Source organism: Proteiniphilum acetatigenes DSM 18083, from assembly GCF_000380985.1.
Lineage (GTDB): Bacteria > Bacteroidota > Bacteroidia > Bacteroidales > Dysgonomonadaceae > Proteiniphilum > Proteiniphilum acetatigenes.
In genome coordinates, this window is the sequence record NZ_KB905706.1 from 78733 (window position 1) to 100439 (window position 21707).

14 protein-coding genes are annotated in these 21707 nt (G+C 42.6%); all 14 read left to right on the forward strand.

From position 1 onward, the window contains the following. The first annotated feature begins 171 nt into the window (after positions 1-171). Positions 172-3291, forward strand: a complete 3120-nt coding sequence (locus F597_RS0116995; RefSeq protein WP_019540955.1) for a SusC/RagA family TonB-linked outer membrane protein — start codon at positions 172-174, stop codon at positions 3289-3291. A 59-nt stretch (positions 3292-3350) separates the two neighbouring features. After that, on the forward strand, positions 3351-5273 hold the full coding sequence (locus F597_RS0117000) for a RagB/SusD family nutrient uptake outer membrane protein (protein WP_026327582.1): 1923 nt from the start codon (positions 3351-3353) through the stop codon (positions 5271-5273). A gap of 33 nt (positions 5274-5306) precedes the next feature. Beyond that, the gene (locus F597_RS0117005; protein ID WP_019540957.1) at positions 5307-6560 is read left to right on the forward strand and encodes a DUF4959 domain-containing protein; all 1254 of its coding nucleotides are present in this window, start codon (positions 5307-5309) and stop codon (positions 6558-6560) included. A gap of 26 nt (positions 6561-6586) precedes the next feature. Further along, complete coding sequence (locus tag F597_RS0117010; protein WP_081624409.1) at positions 6587-7720, forward strand: DUF4998 domain-containing protein; 1134 nt, start codon at positions 6587-6589, stop codon at positions 7718-7720. Between the two features lie 140 nt (positions 7721-7860). Further along, positions 7861-10302, forward strand: a complete 2442-nt coding sequence (locus F597_RS0117015) for an alpha-L-rhamnosidase-related protein (RefSeq protein ID WP_019540959.1) — start codon at positions 7861-7863, stop codon at positions 10300-10302. Positions 10303-10321: 19 nt separating this feature from the next. Beyond that, a complete protein-coding gene (locus F597_RS0117020; protein ID WP_019540960.1) occupies positions 10322-13456 on the forward strand; it encodes a glycosyl hydrolase in 3135 nt (1044 codons plus the stop codon). Positions 13457-13481: 25 nt separating this feature from the next. Next, entirely contained in the window at positions 13482-14903 is a 1422-nt protein-coding gene (locus F597_RS0117025) for an L-fucose/L-arabinose isomerase family protein (protein ID WP_019540961.1), read from the forward strand. Positions 14904-14981: 78 nt separating this feature from the next. Then, positions 14982-15104, forward strand: a complete 123-nt coding sequence (locus F597_RS23005) for a hypothetical protein (protein ID WP_019540962.1) — start codon at positions 14982-14984, stop codon at positions 15102-15104. A 612-nt stretch (positions 15105-15716) separates the two neighbouring features. After that, positions 15717-16673 carry an IS1595 family transposase gene (locus F597_RS0117035; RefSeq protein WP_019540964.1) on the forward strand — a complete coding sequence of 319 codons (957 nt, stop codon included), beginning with the start codon at positions 15717-15719 and terminating at the stop codon, positions 16671-16673. Between the two features lie 559 nt (positions 16674-17232). Next, positions 17233-18126 (forward strand): glycosyltransferase family 2 protein, encoded by an 894-nt coding sequence (locus tag F597_RS21105; protein WP_019540968.1) that lies wholly within the window; start codon positions 17233-17235, stop codon positions 18124-18126. Further along, entirely contained in the window at positions 18119-18997 is an 879-nt protein-coding gene (locus F597_RS21110; RefSeq protein WP_019540969.1) for a glycosyltransferase family 2 protein, read from the forward strand. The genes F597_RS21105 and F597_RS21110 overlap by 8 nt, the downstream gene beginning before the upstream one ends. Positions 18998-19007: 10 nt before the next feature. Beyond that, a complete protein-coding gene (locus F597_RS0117065; protein WP_019540970.1) occupies positions 19008-19901 on the forward strand; it encodes a lanthionine synthetase LanC family protein in 894 nt (297 codons plus the stop codon). 205 nt (positions 19902-20106) lie between these two features. Further along, positions 20107-21384: an HlyD family secretion protein gene (locus F597_RS0117070; protein WP_044060437.1), complete on the forward strand. Its 1278-nt coding sequence runs from the start codon at positions 20107-20109 to the stop codon at positions 21382-21384. 33 nt (positions 21385-21417) lie between these two features. Beyond that, a partial coding sequence (locus F597_RS0117075) for a cysteine peptidase family C39 domain-containing protein (RefSeq protein ID WP_026327413.1) occupies positions 21418-21707 on the forward strand: 290 nt, incomplete at its 3' end.

Sequence of the window (21707 nt, forward strand, 5' to 3'; positions counted from 1 at the left end):
TCTTATCAGGAAATAATTCCGATATGAGGCGAATTTATATGCCTGTATGGAATTCCTACAGGCATCGGATCATTTATTATCACATAAAGAGAAAAAAGTTCTCTTTTTTGACAGTACCATTTAACTATCTAAACAAATTCTAATTATTAATCTAAAGCAAATGAAAATGAGATGAAAAAGAAATTGAATTTTTTACTATGTATTCTTCTGTTCGTTCCTCTTTATTTACCTGCACAGCAAGCACAAATAAGGGGAAAGGTGATAGAAGCGGAAACAGGTGAACCCCTGCCGGGAGTCAGTATCCTGATAGAGAACTCAACCAGAGGGGTAACCACCGACATAGACGGTACCTTCGAGATAAGGGCCGCCTCTTCGGACAAACTGGTATTCTCTTTCCTCGGGATGGAATCCCAAACCATCGAAGTAGGGGCTCAAAGCTATATTGAGGTAGCTATGAGACCGGCGGCAAGCGAACTTGACGAGGTCACAATCGTAGCCTTCGGTAAGCAAAAGAAAGAGAGTGTGATCGGCGCCATCACTACTGTGAACACAAAAGATTTAAAAGTACCTTCGAGTAATCTGACAACCGCCCTGGCGGGGAATATGGCGGGAATAATAGCTTATCAGCGTAGCGGAGAACCGGGAGCTGACAATGCTGATTTCTTCGTTCGCGGTATAACCACTTTCGGGGCAAATACCAGTCCATTGATATTAATCGACAACATAGAATTAACCTCTACAGACCTTGCCCGCCTTCAACCGGATGATATTGCCAGCTTTTCCATCATGAAGGATGCCACAGCTACTGCCTTATATGGAGCCCGGGGAGCGAATGGGGTGATATTGGTAACTACCAAACGGGGAGTGGAAGGTCCGGCCAAAATATTCGTACGTGTGGAAAATTCTATCTCACAGCCGACAAGTAATATTGAACTTGCCGACCCTGTCACATTCATGAAGTTGCACAACGAGGCGGTATTAACGCGGAATCCACTTGGAGAACTCCCTTATAGCCAGGACAAAATAGAGAATACAATGCGTCCCGGCTCAAGCCCTTATATTTATCCGGCAAATGATTGGTACGATATGCTTTTCAATGACCACACCCAAAATATACGGGGTAATGTGAGTGTAACGGGAGGGGGAAGTATTGCACGGTATTATGTAGCAGCAGCATTTTCAAAAGATAACGGGATATTAAAAGTAGATAAACGGAATAGTTTCAACAATAACATCAACTTCAAGAATTATAACCTGAGGGCAAATGTAGATATCGATATTACCAAAAAGACCACATTAGGTGTAAGGCTTTCCGGTAATTTCGACGATTACACCGGCCCCATGTATTCGGGAGAAGATGTATACAGGATGGTCATGCGTTCTAATCCCGTACTATTTCCGGCTTACTATCCCATCGATGAAGATTTCAAGTATGTAAAACATATCATGTTCGGTAACTATCAGGGGAATTACACGAATCCTTATGCCGAAATGGTGAGAGGTTACCAGGACAAATCACGATCTCAAATGCTGGCTATGTTGGAGCTAAACCAGGACCTTGACTTTATCACCAAAGGACTTAGTTTCATGGCATTGATGAATATTTCACGTTTAGCGGAATATAGCGTGAACAGGTCATATACCCCTTTCTGGTACCAGTTGCGTGGCAACTACGACAGTTTTACGGGTGAGTATCATCTGGAACGGATCAATGAAAACGGGACAGAATATCTCGGATACAACGAAAGCCCCAAAACCGTTGAGTCCACTACATATACCGAGTCCCGCCTCAACTATGCCAACACGTTCGATATGCATAGTGTAAGCGGATTACTGGTATTCACGACCCGCGAATGGCTGGCAGCAAACCAGGGAAGCCTGCAGCTTTCACTGCCTTCCCGCAACGTGGGACTGGCCGGTCGTGCTACCTATTCGTTCGACAGTCGTTATTTTGCAGAATTCAATTTCGGGTATAACGGTTCCGAGCGTTTTGCAGAGAACAATCGCTGGGGATTCTTCCCCTCGGCCGGTGTGGCATGGTTAATCTCCAATGAATCTTTTTGGAAGCATTTACAGCCTACCATTCATAACCTGAAACTCCGCTACTCCTACGGTTTAGTGGGCAATGACCAGATCGGCGAAAAAGAAGACCGTTTCTTTTATCTTTCACAGGTAAATATGGAAGATGGTAACAGGGGTGCCTATTTTGGCGAGAACGTAGATAAAGGTGGAGCCGGTATCCGGATAAACCGGTATGCCAATGATGCCATTACGTGGGAAACCTCTACAAAACAAAATTATGCAGTCGAACTCGGCTTGTGGAATAAAGTAAATATTATTGCGGAATATTTTACCGAACACCGCCGTAACATATTGATGACCCGTGCTGCGATACCCTCAACCATGGGATTACAGGCTTCCGTAAGAGCGAATATAGGTGAAGCCAGCGCACACGGAATAGATATCCAGTCGGATTATCAACATGTATGGAACAAAGATTTCTGGACATCCGCCCGTGCAAACTTTACCTGGTCGACCAGCCAGTACAAAGTTTACGAAGAACCCGAATACAAGGAATATTGGCGGTCGCGCGTTGGTTATTCCCTGAATCAACAATGGGGTTATATTGCTGAACGCCTGTTCATAGATGATGCCGAAGCCAGGAATTCACCTCCCCAAATGTTTGGCGGAGAGTATGGCGGCGGGGATATTAAATATACCGATGTGAACCGCGACGGGCAGATCACCCCGGCGGATATGGTACCGATAGGTAACCCCACCTCTCCCGAAATAATCTATGGATTCGGATTTTCAGCCGGTTACAAAGGATTTGACGCCTCTATATTCTTTCAGGGGCTGGCTAACGAATCTTTTTGGATAAATACCGCGGGATTCGATAGTAATAACAGATTTATAGGAATATCTCCTTTTGCTCATCAAACACAACTCCTTAAAGTGATTGCAGACAGTCATTGGTCTGAAAACAATCAGAACTTATATGCATTCTGGCCAAGACTAAGCCCGATAGTCAATGCAAATAACACGCAACAGAGCACATGGTTTATGCGTGACGGTTCCTTTTTGAGGCTCAAACAACTGGAGGTGGGCTATACCATTCCCGGTAAATGGCAGAAACAACTGCACCTCAACCAACTCAGGGTTTATTTCAGTGGAACCAACCTGCTGTTATTCAGCAAATTTAAACTATGGGATGTAGAAATGGCCGGGAATGGTCTTGGTTATCCTATACAGAAGGTATTTAACTTTGGAGTGAATCTGACATTTAATTAATTAGTATTAACCTATAACTTTATATTACAATGAATATTCCCAAAATATATAGAAACAAATTGAAGATATTTGTCATAGCCTGTCTAATGATTTTTCCGGCTTGCAATAATTATCTTGATATTGTCCCCGATGATGGTATGGCAACCTTGGAGACCGCATTTACAATGCGTTCCACTGCGATCAGGTATTTGTACACCTGCTATGGGTTTTTAACATCGGAAGGACATCTGGACAATGATCACGGCTATATGTCCGGTGACGAGTTGTGGTCTATCTACGACAGAAGGGAAAGTAACGGGTATTGGGGTGGAACTATGTTCAACGTAGCACGTGGATTCCAAAATGCCACCAACCCCTACGGAAATGATTGGAATGGAATATATGAGGGGATCAGGTGCTGCAACATTCTGATTGAAAATGTCGAAACAGTGCCAGACCTTCCGGAATGGGAAAAATTGCAATGGATCGCCGAAGCCAAATTCCTGAAAGCCTGGTTTCATTTTCACTTAATGCGTAAATGGGGCCCGATTCCGCTTATAAAAGAAAACCTCCCCATAACTGCAAGCACGGAAGAAGTACGTGTTTACCGTGACCCGATGGAAGAATGTTTCGACTATGTAATTCAATTGCTTGATGAAGCCATGGTGGACCTTCCGTTAAATGTCCAGAGCAGGGATGAACTGGGAAGGATCACTAAACCGATAGCAGCCTCTGTCAAAGCAAAGATCATGGTGTATGCGGCAAGTCCGCTCTTCAATAACAATACCGATCAGGCAACCTTGGTGGACAAAAGAGGCACAAAACTATTTAAAACCGATAAGACAGCCGAAGAGATAAAAGCCAGATGGGATGCAGCTGTGGTTGCTTGTGGCAATGCCATAGATTTATGTGAGGAAGCCAATATGGAACTGTTTACACACCAAAGCCGGGTAAGAGTAAATGACACCATCCGCCAGGAATTGGATCTGAGAAACGCCATTACAGAAAAATGGAACAGTGAAATAATATGGGCAAATACGCATACATCCTTAGGTGCAAACAGAAACCTGCAAATGGTCTCTTCACCAAATCTGCAATGGGATCAATATCCCGATATGCCTAACTTATACAACCATATTCAACCTCCGTTAAAGGTTGCAGAAATGTTCTATACAAATAAAGGCATCCCGATCGAAAACGACCTGGAGTGGAATGGTGTGAATCCTTATAATTTGCGTGTGGGAGATAACACTCATCGATGGTATCTCCGCAGGGATTACACCACCGTTGAACTCAACTTCAATCGCGAGCCAAGGTTCTATGCATGGATGGGATTCGATGGCGGATTATGGTACGGGCAAAAACCCGAGGTAAACGATCCCATTCCGGGTGATCTGTTCTGGGTGGCATGCCGCGCCGGCGGAGCCCAACAGAAAAAAGGATATGACTGGGGGCCGGTGACCGGTTATTATCTCAAAAAAGTAATTCATTATCAGAACAGACAAACTTCCGCAACGGGATATGATGCAATCACTTATCCATGGCCTATGATGCGATTGTCCGATCTGTACCTGCTCTATGCCGAGGCCATCAATGAATCGGAAGGGCCTAACGGAGCGCATAGCAGCGACATGTTCCATTATATCGATGCGGTACGTTCCAGGGCCGGCCTGCCCGGAGTGAAGGAAGCCTGGGACGAGTACAGCAATAGTCCCGGAAGATATAATACCGAGGCGGGGATGAGACAGATCATCCATCGCGAACGTCTGATTGAACTTGCTTTTGAGGGACAACGTTTCTGGGATCTGCGCCGATGGAAAGAAGCCCCCGCCGAATATGAAAAAGGTATTTACGGTTTTAAAGTTACGGCCAGCAGACCGGAAGACTATTATCAGAAAATTCTTCTCGCAGAACAGAATTTTGCACTGAAAGATTACTTCTGGCCGATTCAGACCAGCTTAATTGAACAGAACCCGAATCTGGTGCAAAATATCGGATGGTAGTACAATAGATAAACTTAAAAATGAAATAATCATATGAAACGAATATTCTATTTATTATGTATAATCATTCCCGTTTGCATCTACGGATGTAAGGAAGAGGGGCGGATCGACCATATCGATGACTCGGCTCCCGCTCCTGGTCCCGTCACAATAGTAGGAGTAACCAGTAAGCCGGGCGGAGCTACTATCAAATACAAGATACCAAATGATGACAATCTACTGGGAGTAAAGGTAGTCTACACCCGGAATAACGAGATTTGCGAATCAAAAGCCTCACGATATGTGGATACATTAGTGGTTGAAGGTTTTGGAAATACCGATCCGCAGGAAGTAAAACTCTATAGCGTAGGAGTCAACGAAAAGTTATCGGAACCTGTCTCAACAACAATCCAGCCGTTACTTCCTCCCGTCCAAACTGTGAAATTTGACATGGATGCCAGTTTTGGAGGAGTAATTGTATCGTTAGAGGAAAATTATTCCAATGCCGACCTCGCCATCGTATTGATGGCCGATACGGTAGGAAACTCACCCTCACAATGGATTGATCTGCAGACATTCCATACAAAATCGGTTGCGATGAAGTTTGCCAGAAGAGGCTTGAATCCAAAGCCGGCTTATTTTGGTGCATATTTACGGGACAGGTGGAATAATGTATCGGACACTATATTTAAAACACTGACACCCATTGAAGAAATAAAACTTCCAAAAGATCGTTTCAGAAATGCCGCACTGCCTACCGATTATTTTACACCGGCAGAAAATCATAGCGGATACCGGCTCGAAATGTTATGGACAGGACCGGAAGCACATAGCAGCGGTGAATTTTACGCATCCTCGCATAGCGCTCCCATGCCTCAATGGTTCACCATTGAACTCGGGTACAAGATGTCGATCAGCCGTATCCAGAAATGGCCGCGTTCGAATTACGAATTATATTCCGGTACCGCACCGCGCGTATTCCAGGTATGGGGTAGTGACAATCCTAACCCGGATGGAAGCTGGGATGATAGCTGGAAACTGTTAGGTGAGTTTGAGCAACTCAAACCTTCGGGTTACGGAGAAGGTCGTGAAGTGGGACCTATTACCGATGAGGACAATGACTACTGGTATAATAGGACGGAATTTGATCTGGTACCTACCGACGAGGCTCCCGATCCCTATCAGACGGTTACCCATCTGCGTATTAAGATATTATCCACATTTAATACTTACGGGACCGATGCCTCTATGAGCCAGGTAATTATCGGGGAATTGACTTTTTGGGGACAATTAAAGGATGATGAATAGTTTATTCATAAAAATATAAAAATCGTATGAAGAAAATAATATATTTATTACTAATAACACTTATCGCGGGATACGTATCATCATGCAAAGATATGGATAGTGTTTACGAGGAATTTATCGTTCCTAACGGACTGAAATATCCTCAGAGACCGGATTCGCTTAAGGTGTTGGCAGGTTACAATAAACTCAGGCTCACCTGGCTCGGGGCAAAAGACCCAAGCATAATCCATGCCATGGTTTACTGGAATAATTATCTTGACTCACTAAAAGTGAACCTTGATAATCAAAAAGACACGATTGTAGTGGATATTGACAATTTAGGAGAAAGTACTTACACGTTTTATGTTAAAACTTTCGATCAGCAAGGAAATGTCTCCATCCCAACCGAAGTCACCGGAACATCATATGGCGATAATTACTTAATGGGCGCTACAGATCGCACTATTGCGAGTGCCCTGCGTGATGAGAACAAGAACGGTATAATTGCATGGAACAATAAAACATCAGACTTGGTTTATTCAGAAGTGCGCTATATGATCTCTTCGGGTGAAATCAGGACAATACGCATAAATCCCGATGAAAGTACTTTGATTTGTCCGGATATAAAACCAGGCGAACTTTTTGAATACCGTTCAGTTTTTCTACCCCCCAACGGAATTGATTCGGTAGGAAGGGAATGGGTAACATATGAAAAACCGTTTTTGTACAAATACCCGAGAACAGAATGGACTGCCGAAGCCAGGAACGGAAATCATGGCTGGGGTGATGGCGGAGGCGGTCAACCCGTACTTATTCTTGACGGAAACATAGCCACAGGCTGGCATTCCAGGGTAGGAACCCCATTACCTCAATGCGTAGTTGTTGATATGAAACAATTGTTAGAGGTGGATAATCTTATTATCTATCCCCCGACACCTGTAAACTGGCGTTACCTGAATAATATAGAGATTTATGTAAGCGATGCACCGATAACTCCTGATGCGCCTCAACCCTCGTGGGGAGAGCCCGTAGCACAGGTCCAATATCCCGGGGGCGATAGTTTCACCATAAACTTTCCAACATCAATAACAGGCCAGTTCATAGCGATAGTATTTCTCGACTCAAAAGCCGCACCCAATACTTATATAAGTTTTATGGAACTGGAAGTATACGGATATTAAACCTTTTACTGTTTTTCTTATGTATGTAAAAAATCAAGCATGTTCTTCAAGTATTTTTTTTAATAATACATAAAATTCAGTTACTTTGCAGGGACATACTTACTTATAAGTACGTCCCTGCATATTAATAAGCAATTTAGATGCAAATGTTACTCTTAAAAAAAGTCTCTATTGTAGGTATAATCTCTTTCTTTGCTTTTTGCTGTTTGACGGGGTTTTCAGCCGATAAGAACATACAGGTAAAGCAAGCTGTTCCGGTATGGGCAGACGGACGGGAGAAGGAATTGAACCTGAATCTCGGGTTCAGGGCTATATTTACCGCTAAAACCGGTCAGGATGTCAAAATAAAAATATCGGCATCAACCATCTATCGCGTCTTTATGAACGGTAAATTTATCGGTTCGGGGCCTGCACGGGCTGCCCACGGTTATTTCCGGATTGACGAATATCCTGTCGGACAATTTGTAAAAGAGGGCGAGAATGTTCTTGCCATAGAAGTAGCCGGTTATAATATCAACTCTTATTATACCCTCGATCAGCCTTCGTTTCTATTGGCGGAAACGGAGATTAACGGAAAAGTAGTGCTGGCAACCGGGTCGGGACAGGATTTCGAAGCTTTTCAAATGAAAGAACGCCTCCAAAAGGTGGAGCGTTACAGTTTTCAACGTCCCTTTTCGGAATATTACCGAATGAAAGAGGATTATGACCGGTGGCGCACTTCCTCAAAAATAGCGGTAGAAAAACTGAAATTAACACAATTCCCAACTGTACGGCTTCTACCCCGTAATGTAGCCATGCCGGAATTTGAGATACAAGAACCCGTTGTAATCCATTCAAAAGGCACCGTAAAGAAAATTATCCCCCAAAACTATCATAAAGATCGCGCCTTGACCGGAATAGGCAAAACACTCAAGGGATTTACCGAAGAAGAATTGGAAGTATATCCGGTCTCACAGGAGATTCAGGAAATTGTAACAGCATCTCAGGAGGTTATTAATAAAACTATTATTTCCGGGGAAAAGTGGAGGCTCAAAAAAGATGAATACAACATCTATGATTTTGGCACAAACTTCTCCGGTTTTATAGGCACAAGACTAAAATGTTCTGAAACAACAAGATTGATTTTATATTTTGATGAAATACTGATAGATGGCGATGTAAAGACCAAACAACGCCAAAGTGACATCTGTAATCATATTGTTTATGAACTTCAGCCCGGAGAATATGATCTGGAAACGCTGGAATCCTATACTTTCAAATATCTGAAAGTAATCGTTTTAAAAGGAGAATGTCAAATAGAAAAGATTTATCTACGGGAATTTGCCTGGCCCGATAACAAAAAAGCCTTTTTCGCAAGCAGCAATGATAAACTGAACAAAATATTTAATGCCGCCAAACAGACATTCCGTCAAAATGCAGTGGATGTCTTTATGGATTGTCCTTCGCGTGAACGTGCGGGCTGGTTGTGCGACAGTTATTTCAGCTCTATTACGGAAAGAGAGTTGACAGGGCATTCTGCTGTATCTTACAATTTTTTAGAAAATTATGCCTTGCCCGAAAGATTCGCCTTTCTGCCCGAAGGAATGATACCTATGTGTTACCCGGCTGATCATAACGACGGCAATTTTATACCTAACTGGTCGTTATGGTTTATTCTACAGGTAGAAGACTACGCACGGCATGGAGGCGATCCTGAATTAATTGCCAGACTCAAACCCCGCATAGAAAAACTACTTACCTATTTTTCAGGTTTTGAAAATGAAGACGGGTTACTTGAAAAGTTAGAACGTTGGGTATTTGTCGAATGGTCGAAAGCCAATGAATTTGTACAAGATGTCAATTATCCCACCAATATGTTGTATAGCGCAGCATTGGCAAGCGCCGGCAGTTTGTATGGAAATACCGAATGGATAAAAAAGGCGGAAGATATCCGGAAGACCGTACTTCATCAATCGTACAATGGTGATTTTTTTGTAGATAACGCCGTCCGGGAAAACGGCAAACTGAAAATCACCGGAAATACAACGGAAGTATGTCAGTATTATGCTTTCTTTTTCAATTTGGCAACCCCCGATTCACATCCGGAATTATGGAAAAAACTGGTATATGAGTTTGGCCCTGACCGTAATGATACGGTCGCTTATCCGGATGTGTTTCGTGCGAATGCTTTCATGGGTAATTATATGCGTATGGACATTTTATCCCGTTACAATCTGCAAAGCCGTTTAATCATGGAAATTCAGGATTTTTTCTATCCAATGGCTGACAAAACAGGTACGCTTTGGGAACACATGCAAAGCTATGCCAGTTGTAATCATGGTTTTGCTTCATACATCGGACATGTGTTATATAGAGATATTTTAGGAATAAAAGATATCGATTATATGAATAAGAACATCACCATACGTTTCACCGATCTTACGTTAGAATGGTGTAAAGGTTCTATCCCTGTTGGCGAAGAAGTGATAGAATTAGAATGGAGCCGTTCAAATAATACAATCCAGTACGCACTACAAATACCCCTAGGCTATAATGTGAAAATTGAAAATGAGAGCAGTGCCAGATTAATTCCTATTAAATAAAAAGAATAAATACTGAACTATGAAGACAAAGATACTCATGAATAAAAGTTTTATCATTCTTGCATTCATCCTATATTGCAACATAGGTTATGCATCGCCACCACAACCCAGGGAGATAAAATTCGAAAAAATAAAAAAAGAATTAAAGAACCCCTCAAAATCGTTCCGGTCAGCACCTTTATGGGTTTGGAACACGAAAGTAACGCGCAACGATATAGACAGGATGCTGAAAGAATTCAAAGACCAGGGGTTCGGAGGAGCATTTGTACATCCCCGGCCGGGCATGATCACCGATTATCTTTCAGATGAGTGGTTCGATCTGTACAAATATAGTTTGGAAACAGGGAAAAAATTGGGTATGGACATTTGGATCTATGACGAAAACTCCTATCCCAGCGGATTTGCAGGAGGACATGTTCCGGCCCAAATGCCGGAATCATATAATCAGGGACAAGGACTGAATCCTGAAAAAAAAGAGATACTACCTGACAATGCAAAAGATTATTTCCTGTGCCTGAAAAAAGAAGGCTCTACTTTTACCGATATAACTTCCACATTGGATTATTACAAAAATATCAAAGGAGAATATTACCTCTATAATAAGACCTATTATGGCCGTACCGACTGGCATGGGGGTTATTCATACGTAGATCTGTTATATCCAGGGGTTACTGAAAAATTTATAGAAGTAACCATGTCCGGCTATGAAAAACATTTCGGAAAAAAATTAGGCACGGAAATCAAAGGCGTTTTTACTGATGAACCGAATGTATCCAGTCCCGGAGGTATGCGCTGGACTCCCGATCTGTTCGGGGTTTTTCAAAAACAATGGGGCTATGACCTGAAGAGTGCATTGCCTTTGCTCGGTGAAACAGAAGAAAACTGGAAACAAGTCCGCCATAACTATATGGAAACATTGACCCAAATGTTTATCGACCGTTGGGCTAAACCCTGGTTCGAGTATTGTGAAAAGAAGAATATGTACTGGACAGGGCATTACTGGGAACACGGATGGCCCGATATGTCGCACGGTGGCGATAACATGGCCATGTATGCGTGGCATCAGATACCTGCCATTGATATGCTGTTTAATCAGTTCAACGATTCACATCCCCAGGCCCAGTTCGGCAATGTAAGATCAGTAAAAGAACTAAGCAGTGTTGCCAACCAAATGGGATATGTAAGGGCACTAAGCGAAACCTACGGAGGCGGAGGCTGGGATGTGACATTCGAAGACCTGAAAAGATTGGGTGATTGGGAGTATGTTTTAGGCGTTAATTTCATGAACCAGCACTTATCGCATATGACCATTACGGGCGCACGGAAATATGATTATCCGCCGGTATTTACATCCCTGTCGCCCTGGTGGTCGAACTATAAATCGCAAAATGATTATTTCGCACGCCTGTCAATGCTGTTAAGCCAGGGAGAACAAATCAATGATGTTCTTATTCTGGAACCGACAACCACCGCGTGGCTATATTATTCGTACATAAAGGGGCATCCTAAGACAATGGAGATTGGTATCAATTTCCAGAATTTCGTCACGAAACTTGAAAAAAGCCAGGTCGAATACGACCTCGGGTCTGAAAATATAATCAAGGATCATGGAAAAATCAGTCAAAGTTCGTTTGTTGTAGGGAAAAGGGCATACAAAAAGGTTGTGATCCCTCCCATGACCGAAAACCTGAATACAATGACTTTCAGCTTATTGAAAAAATTCGTCGATGCAGGTGGAGTATTGATCGCATTTTCTACGCCCACATTAGTGGATGGGAAAGAAAGCGCAGAATTGAAGAGGTTTTTCACTGACAATTCATCTCAAATCAAAACATACACGGAAGAATCGACGGAACAGGCGATTAAAGAGTCTTTGCAAAGCAATAAGATCAGTTTTAGCAATATAACAGGTAATGACCTCTATCATCACAGGAGGACTTACGACGACGGCGAATTGGTATTTCTCGTAAATTCGTCTTTGACCGAAACCGCTAAAGGAAAAATCTCGGTTGAAGGCAAAACATTGACAGAGATTGATGGAATGTCGGGCGACATCTCCGGTTATCCATACGCACAACAGGGACAATTCGTCGAAGCCGAATTTATTCTACCTCCTGCCGGAAGCCTTATTCTGTTCAGTTCATCATCAAAGGGTAATGAATATCCATTGAAACCCCGTATGGTGGATGGGAAGCAACTCGAGGCTGACAGTCCGTTAGAAATAAAAAGGATGCAGGACAATGTGCTGAATATCGACTTTTGTAACCTGATAATAGATGATAATTCCATAAAAAACAGTCATCACGATAAAAACCTGTACACAGTGGAAGCAAGTATTCTTCTTTACCGGCATTTCGGAATGAATAATCCGTGGAATTCTGCAGTCCAATACCGACAGACCGTTGTAGAGAAAGATACTTTCAAAACCGGGGATATAAAGGTAAGATATCATTTTATCGTAGCCGGAAATATAGACAAACGCAATATCCGATTAGTGGCAGAACAGCCCGACGTATGGAAAGTGAGGATAAACGGTAAACCGGTTTCGTCCGATCCTCAGCAAAGATGGCTGGATTCACGCTTTGGCGTATATGAAATAGGGGAATATGTCGGGACCGGCGTAAATATTGTTGAACTCAGCGTGCAACCTATGAGCATATATGCAGAGATCGCCCCTGTATATATATTGGGAGATTTCGCGCTGCAACCGGCAGCTAAAGGATGGATAATACGGGAACCTGTTGAGAAGCTGGAATTGGGGAGTTGGAAAGAACAAGGGCAGCCTTATTATTCATGGGACGTATCTTATAGTAAGAATTACACAATAGAAGACACTTCCGCCCGCTATGCACTTCAATTGAAAGAATGGAACGGAACGCTCTCGGAAGTATATGTAAACGGGCATAAAACCGGTATAATAGCTTATCAACCATACAACTTCGATTTGTCGCCTTATCTGAAGAAAGGCAACAACAAGATAGAAGTCAGAGTAATCGGCAGTTTAAAGAATTTGTTAGGTCCTCACTATAATCACGACAAAGGCATAGCCGGCCCATGGCATTGGAATGGTGTACACAGACAGGATCCGGGAAATGATTACAATTTATTCGATTACGGTTTAATGGAAGACTTTATTGTCATTTCTTACAAATAGGAATATCTAAAACAAAAATACCATCATGGAAAAAGTAAAAATAGGATTATTCGGTGTCGGACTGAACACATACTGGGGACAATTCGAAGGTCTTCTCGAGCGGTTAACCGGTTACCAGGACAGGATAAAAAATAAGATGCGGTCTTATGACAACATTGAGGTTATCGACGCAGGAATGGTAGATGACATCGACAAGGCGAATGATGCTGCCTCACTTATGAAGAGAGAAGATGTGGAACTATTATTTATATTCATCTCTACCTACGCCCTCTCCTCTACCCTCATACCGGTTGTCAACCGGTTGAATATACCGGTTATATTACTGAATATGCAGCCGTTACCGGCAATAGAATACAACAAACTGAACAGTATGACAGACAGGGGCGCTATGACCGGTGAATGGTTAGCAAACTGTCAGGCTTGTTCCGTTCCTGAGTTTTCATCTGTTTTCAACCGTGCCCGTGTCAAATATGATATCGTTTCGGGATACCTGGAAGACAGTGAAGCATGGAAAGAGATCTCCGAATGGATCACAGCCGCAAAAATTTCCTCGGGGATGAGAAAAAACCGTATGGGAGTGCTTGGTAATTATTATGGCGGGATGGTCGATGTATATTCCGACCTGACATTGCAAAGTACGGTTTTCGGCACGCATATGGAAATACTTGAAATGTGTGAGTTGGCAGATATCAGAAAATCTGTCGGGAAAGAGGAGGTCGAACAGAAAATCAGAGAATTTGAAAGAACTTTTGTCATCGACGACTCCTGTTCTCCGTATGAAATCGAAAGAGCCGCACAAACCTCCGTCGCGTTGGACAGGTTAGTAGAGAAGCACAGATTGGGCTCAATGGCATATTATTATGCCGGCATGAACGGAAACGAATATGAAAACATCATCACGTCTGTTATTGCAGGGAATACTTTATTAACCGGAAAAAATATACCTGTAGCCGGGGAATATGAAATAAAAAATGTGCAGGCGATGAAAATCATGGCATTGATGGGTATTGGTGGTTGTTTCTCGGAGTTCTATGCGATGGATTTCAATGACGATATTATAATGCTCGGACACGATGGCCCTGCTCATTTCATCATCTCAGAAGGAAAAGTTCGTTTGGTTCCGTTACCCGTATACCATGGTAAACCCGGTAAAGGGCTCTCTATTCAAATGTCGGTAAAACAGGGTCCTGTAACCCTGTTATCCGTAGTAGAAGGGAACGACGGTTTATCGCTCCTTGCCGCTGAAGGGGAGTCCGTACCGGGCCCCATCCTGAACATCGGAAATCTGAACAGCAGGTATAAATTTTCCGTCTCAGCCAAGGAATTTATTAAAAGATGGAGTAAGGCCGGTCCCTCTCATCATTGCTCAATCGGGATCGGCCACGTAACCGGTATCTTAAAGAAATATGCTTTTATGTTAGACATACCCATAACAGTTATTTCTTAAAGGATTGCGTAATAAAATAATACCTGAAACAGTATTTCACGATCATTAAAAACTCAAGTTCAACTAAAAAGAACACCTATGAAAACAATTATTCTGAATTTTGTAATCTGCCTGATAATCGGTAGCGGATTAACAGTAAATGCACAAAATCCGGCTTCATATATACCCCACAGAGTGGATTTATTGTCAATGAAGGGATGATAACATTGGAATCAGATAGCGTTTATGGCAAAGCAAGGTTCTGTTTGGCGAAAAGTTATTTATTCTGCAATATTGATATTGAGTTCGTGTGCTACTATTTTGGGATTGTATCAAATATTCTATAATAATCAGCGGTATTCTGTATTCATTTTCGCATTGGGATTAATAGGTATTATGTCATTTATGAAGAAAACTATATTCAAATTATTGGTCGTAATTCTTGGACTGATTATTATATTATTGAGTAAACCACCTATTATTCATCCTTTCTAAATAAAACAGCGATAGATTATCCTGACAGTTACCCTACTGATAAGAGGCAGTATAAGGATAAAATAACGATTGTTGTTCATTAAATGCTTGGGCGTCAAAAGTGCATAAGTTATAAAAACAATTAAGGTTTTAACGATTATATGCCTGATGATGTCGGCATCCATCGGGCTGAATGCCCAGACGGTCACTAAAAATGACATAATACTAAAATATGATTATCCGCAACCAGTCCTAAACATTTATTAGGAAAATTGCTGGAAAATCGGTTGATAATTAACGATATATATTTTCTCATATTACAGAGAAGTTGTATATTTACAGTCTAAATATCAATAGATTATGAACCTACTTCAATTTATTCAAGAGTTTCCCGACGAGGCCGCTTGCCGCCAAAAATTCAAGGAGGAGCGCGACAAAATCGGTATTACCTGTAAAAGATGTAACTGCAAGGATCATTACTGGCTCGGGAACAAGTCAAGCTACGAATGCAAGAAGTGCCACTCCCGCACCTCGCTGCGGTCAGGCACGGTGATGGAGAACTCCAAACTACCCTACCGTTATTGGCTCATCACCATCCACTTACTCACAAGCACGAAGAAATCATTCTCCACGGAGGAGCTCCGCCGGCAACTGGGGCACAAGCGATACCAACCCATCTGGGAGATGGTTTGCAAACTGCGGGAAGTGATGGGCAAACGTGATGATAAATATACACTCACGGGGCAGATCGAACTCGACGATGCTTTTTTTACAACCGAAGTGCCCGAAGACCAGAAGGATAAACCCTTGAAAAGGGGGCGGGGCAGCCAGGGAAAGACAAAAGTACTGGTGATGTGCGAAAGCACTCCTGTGGATACCCCGGCCAAAGGAAAGAAAACCAAAAAGGCGGGACACCTGAAAATGAAAGTCATTCCCAATTTAAAATCCGCTACAATCACACCAATTGTCAAAGAACGTGTCGACGGGGAATCGGATCTGACGACCGATGATTCCACATCCTACGTGGAACTCGAACAGCATGTGAACTCGCATACCTCCCAAGTTGTCAAACCTGAAGAGGTGGAGAAGGTCTTACCCTGGGTACACACGGCAATCAGCAATGTCAAGCGCCTGTTACTGGACGTGCACCACAATAAACTCAAACCCGAATACCTGCAATATTACCTCGATGAATTCTGTTATAAGTTCAACCGGAGATTCTTCGGGGAGAAACTTTTCGACAGGCTTGTCATAGCCGCTGTTTCGTATCGCCCCGATTTCAGATCCAAAATTCACAATAGGTCATATTGCGGATAATCATTTACTAAAATATACGGATATATTGACAAGTAGCGGAGACAGTCTTTTGGAAATCAACCAAAACACGAAATATTTGAATTATAATTTCTCCGACATTTTGAAGCCTCGTCGTATTCTTGGCATTATCGGTGATAATTATCAACGCCTCCAAATAAAATTCTTGAGTATCAAAAAAATGAAGGTAATCCATCAGAATATATTGTTTGCGGGCAATCCAAAGTCAATAATAATATCTGCGATTTTAAAGGAAAAATTATCATTGAAGAAATACACGAGACTGTTCGTTTCAGACATGTACTCGATGATATATATAAAGACAAATATCTTATTTCGGAAGTATTAACCGCCGAATACATTTTATATGAAGACAGTATGCAAAATAATGCAGACCTGTTTGCCGGAACCTTACATTCATTATCGTATATTAATAATGAAAAGAACTTAAAATATGATGACATGTTTATTAATATAGCCAATCAAACTATCAAGAAATGATTATTCCTAATTGTTCAAATTATCTTAAATATTAAGGTGTATTGGCGTCAAATAAAAAACAATGAGTATTCCTAAAATATCAGTTCTTATTCCCATTTATAACTCTTCAAATTTTATTAAGGAAACTATTGACAGTGTGTTGGCTCAAACGTTCAAAGATTTTGAGTTGTTATTGATGGATGACGGTTCCGATGACAATACAGCCGGAATTATTGGAACATACCAAGACCCACGCATTCGGTATGAACGTTGTCCGCACAATTTTGCCGGAACATTTAACCGGGGCTTGTCCAAAGCAAAAGGGAAGTACATAGCACTGTTTGACCACGACGACATCATGGTACCAAACCGGCTACAGGTTCAGTTCGACTTTATGGAGACTCATGCTGATATAGTCGCCTGTGGTGCATGGATGCATGAATTTGGTATTTCTTCAAATAAGTGGCTCGCCGTTAATGAATATGACCAGATAATATTGGAATTTATTGGTAGAAAGGCCATGTATCTTTGCAATCCGACACTGTTTATCCGCAAGCAAAGTATAGACTCCTATCACTTACATTATAAACCTGGTTATTATTTCCATGCAGATATCAAATTCTGGATGGACATTATCAAAATAGGCAAGGTTGTAAATATTCCTGAAATCTTGGTCTGGTACCGGACTTCTCATGCCCAAGTCAGCAAAATTAACCGTTTGGAAATGCAGAAAACTGCCGAAGTAATTTTTCATGAACTGGTTGATTACCTGCTCTCCGGACTAGATGATAACGAAGAGGTGAAATCTTTACTGATTAAAGACATTATGCCAGTAATAAAAGAAATGACCGATCTATCCTTTTTATCGCACAATATTTATTTTTCGCTTATGCGGGAAATTATCGAAGGGCTGTATAAAAACGGATTTATCAACCTGAAAGAACCCTTTTCCTCACAACTTCAATGCAATGAATAAGATGCCTGCCATATCCATTTTGATCCCGGTTTATAATTCAGCGACTTTTATACGCGAAACTATTGACAGTGTTTTGGTTCAAACTTTCAACGATTTCGAGTTATTGCTGATGGATGACGGCTCCTACGACGGCACTGCCGATATTATAAAAACATATGAAGACTCGCGTATCCGGTACGAACTTTGTCCCCATGATTTTGTCGGGACATTTAACCGGGGAGTGGATATAGCGCAGGGCAAATATGTTGCACTGCTCGACCATGACGACATGATGGTTCCGCGCCGTCTCCAAATGCAATACGATTTTATGGAATCCCGTCCCGATATCGTGGCTTGCGGCGGAATTATGCGGACTTTCGGCAAAGTATCGATGGATTGGGTTCCTACGCTTGAATATGACCGGATCATCCTGGAATATTTAAGACGGAGAACCGGTCCTATATTTAACCCGACATGTTTTTTTCGTAAGGAAATCATCGATAAATATAATATCCGCTATAGGCGAGGTTACCACTTTGCAGTCGATACAAAATTCTGGACAGATGTTATCAAAATAGGGAAAATTGAGAATATTCCTGAAATACTGGTTTGGTACCGGACTTCCAACACGCAAACAAGCCATGTTACTTTACCAGAATCCCTCAAGATATCACACGTGATATATCAGGAATTCATCGACTATCTATTATCCAAATTAGATGACAGTGAGGAAATAAAACCTAAATTGACGGGAAAATTCATGCCGGCCATGAAAAAGTTGACGGAATTGTCCGTATTTTCGTCAGACCTCTATTTCCTTTTTATGCGAGAAATAATTGACGGGTTATACCAAAACGGATTTTTGAACTTAGAAAAACCTCTGGGTTTGTAATTTTTACACAATGGAAAATATTAAAACTTTTTTAAGCCATATTGCAGACGGGTTTTACAGTGAAAAGCAAATCCCCTATTTTCCCGGTTTGTATCACGGGAAAATTGGAGTTGCCGTATTCCTATGCCATTACTCCCGTTGGTCTCAACAAGAAAAATATAATGATTTTGCTTTCGACTTAATTGAAGAAGCCCAAAGGCAGATGAAAGGGAAAAGTCCCGTTAATTACCCCTATGGATTAAGCGGTATGGGGACGGGGATTGCCTATATGGTACAAAACAAATATTTCAATGCCAATCCGGATGAAATTTTAGAAGATTTCGATAATATTCTCTCTAAACACATGTCAACTTTTATCGATTTATCTTCTTTCAAACAGACAATCGGGATAGGTAGGTATTTTTCCTCCAGGATAAAGGATAGCGGGAAGCAGGATAAAATTAAAGAAATAATCGAAAAAGTAGTGCTTCTGATCGAATTACAACTAACGCGGACACCTTACTGTTTCCCCTATGCACTGGACCTGTTATATGACCTTCGGGGTATTTCGGAAAAAGCCTATAAAGTGTTTGAGGAAAATATGAAGTTGTTCGACAGTCACTATATCAAAGACGACCCTTGGGGATGGTTCAATTTCTTTTATAAGACACAGGTATTATTCTCTGAAAAACTTGTCGAGGTAAATAGAAACATTATTGCAAACTCCCTGTTTGAAGCGCAGGCAGAGCGTATTCGCCGGGATATCGTAACAGGGAAAGAAGTTGAAACATCTATGGTACAGCGGGCCATCGACCAGGCGCAGGTGAAAGGAGATGCAGGTTTGTTAACGGGTCTTTCCGGACTCGGCCTGTCGTTGATCTGCTTGTCGGACAAAAGTCATTTAACGTGGCTGGGACTCATATAGTTTTTAACTCACAATACAGCTAACCAGAGTAAATTTACTGAATTTCTGTTTAGCTATGGGGATATTGATAGAATGCATTATTATTCTGATAACGTAAAAACACGCGGGGGAAGTTTTATTGACATGAAAGGATGCTTAAAGATTTAGTATGGATAATGAAGAAAAATCGAATTTACCGGCTGTAATTCCCAAACAACCGGACTCCATGGCTGAAAGATCGGAAGAAGTGCAGTCCATCATCGAGCGGATGCCCACCTGCTGGACCAAATGGGTAGCCCTTTGCGTGGGTATTCTAATGGGTGTCATCATTTTGTTGGGTTTCCTGATAAAATACCCCGACACGGTGGACGGGCAGGTATCGGTAACGGCCGTTACCGCACCCGTGCGCCTGGTAGCCAACACCAGCGGGCGGCTGATCCTTTTACAGCCGGACAAGACACAAATAGGGGAAGGAACCGTGATTTCCTATATCGAAAGCGGGGCAGACTACCGGCATATCCTCCGGGTTGACTCCTTGCTGAACAACCCCGCGGCACTCGAAAACGAACACTGCGCATTACCCGACTCGCTGCTGTTGGGCGACGTGAGTTCCGCATACAATGCCTTCATGCTTTCTTTCCTGCAATACAACCGTTTGTTGAATTCCGACATTTACGCCACCATGCGGCAAAACCTGCGGCACCAGGTCAATTCGGACAGGCTTGTCATTGAAAACCTTAAAGGGGAATTGGAACTGAAAGCCAATATACTGGAAGACTCCGAGTACCGCTTGATACAAGACAGCATCCTGCTGGACAAAAAAGTGATCAGCGAGCAGGATTACCAGCAACAAAGGGCGGCACACCTTTCACTGAAGGAATCCCTCCTGAACCTGCAAAGCAGCCGTTTATTGAAGCAATCGGAAATCAGCCGCAATATGATGGAAATACAACGGATCTGGTTGGAAGAAACGGAAAGCAAGGAAAAAACCTACTCCGAATTCATCACGCAGAAGAATGCCCTGGCCAATGCGGTGAGCCTCTGGAAGGAGCGTTACCTGCAATACAGCCCGGTGGAGGGGGAACTGGAATACCTCGGCTTCTGGCGCGACAACAGCTTCGTGCAGTCGGGGCAGGAACTGTTCACGGTGATCCCCGACAGGAACAACATCCTGGGGGAAGTGATGATACCCTCTTTCGGAGCCGGGAAAGTGGAAGCGGGACAAACGGCGAACGTAAAGATCAATAACTACCCCTACGACGAATACGGGTTGCTCAAAGGGGTTGTAAAATCCGTTTCGCGTATTACCAAAAAGATAGAAACAGCCAATGGAACAAGCGACGCCTACCTGGTAGTGATCGATTTCCCCGGAGGGACAACCACCAACTTCGGGAAATTCCTCCCGCTCGACTTCGAGTCGAAAGGGACGGCCGAGATCATCACCAAAAGGAAACGCCTTATCGAACGGCTGTTTGACAACCTGAAAGCGAAGACTGAGAAATAAACAACAAATAATAAACGACAGGAAGGCAAGCATATGTTATTCAACCGTTTCCCCGTGGAATACCAGATGGACTCGCAGGATTGCGGGCCGGCATCATTGAAGGTCATCGCCAAACATTTCGGGAAATTCTATTCGCTGCAATACCTGCGCGACCGTTGCGGGATTACCAAAGAAGGCGTTTCACTGCTCGACCTGAGCACCGGCGCCGAAAGCATCGGACTGCGCACCCTGGCCATCAAATGCACCGTCGACGATGTGGTGAACAGCATCCCCTTCCCCGCCATTGTCTTCTGGAACGACAACCACTTTGTGGTGGCGTATGC

What these genes read in the sequence shown, in the direction of transcription:
- F597_RS0116995 (WP_019540955.1), top strand. Translation starts at nt 172, where the DNA reads ATGAAAAAGAAATTGAATTTTTTACTATGTATTCTTCTGTTCGTTCCT.
- F597_RS0117005 (WP_019540957.1), top strand. Translation starts at nt 5,307, where the DNA reads ATGAAACGAATATTCTATTTATTATGTATAATCATTCCCGTTTGCATC.
- F597_RS0117010 (WP_081624409.1), top strand. Translation starts at nt 6,587, where the DNA reads ATGAAGAAAATAATATATTTATTACTAATAACACTTATCGCGGGATAC.
- F597_RS0117015 (WP_019540959.1), top strand. Translation starts at nt 7,861, where the DNA reads ATGCAAATGTTACTCTTAAAAAAAGTCTCTATTGTAGGTATAATCTCT.
- F597_RS0117020 (WP_019540960.1), top strand. Translation starts at nt 10,322, where the DNA reads ATGAAGACAAAGATACTCATGAATAAAAGTTTTATCATTCTTGCATTC.
- F597_RS0117025 (WP_019540961.1), top strand. Translation starts at nt 13,482, where the DNA reads ATGGAAAAAGTAAAAATAGGATTATTCGGTGTCGGACTGAACACATAC.
- F597_RS23005 (WP_019540962.1), top strand. Translation starts at nt 14,982, where the DNA reads ATGAAAACAATTATTCTGAATTTTGTAATCTGCCTGATAATCGGTAGC.
- F597_RS0117035 (WP_019540964.1), top strand. Translation starts at nt 15,717, where the DNA reads ATGAACCTACTTCAATTTATTCAAGAGTTTCCCGACGAGGCCGCTTGC.
- F597_RS21105 (WP_019540968.1), top strand. Translation starts at nt 17,233, where the DNA reads ATGAGTATTCCTAAAATATCAGTTCTTATTCCCATTTATAACTCTTCA.
- F597_RS21110 (WP_019540969.1), top strand. Translation starts at nt 18,119, where the DNA reads ATGAATAAGATGCCTGCCATATCCATTTTGATCCCGGTTTATAATTCA.
- F597_RS0117065 (WP_019540970.1), top strand. Translation starts at nt 19,008, where the DNA reads ATGGAAAATATTAAAACTTTTTTAAGCCATATTGCAGACGGGTTTTAC.
- F597_RS0117070 (WP_044060437.1), top strand. Translation starts at nt 20,107, where the DNA reads ATGGCTGAAAGATCGGAAGAAGTGCAGTCCATCATCGAGCGGATGCCC.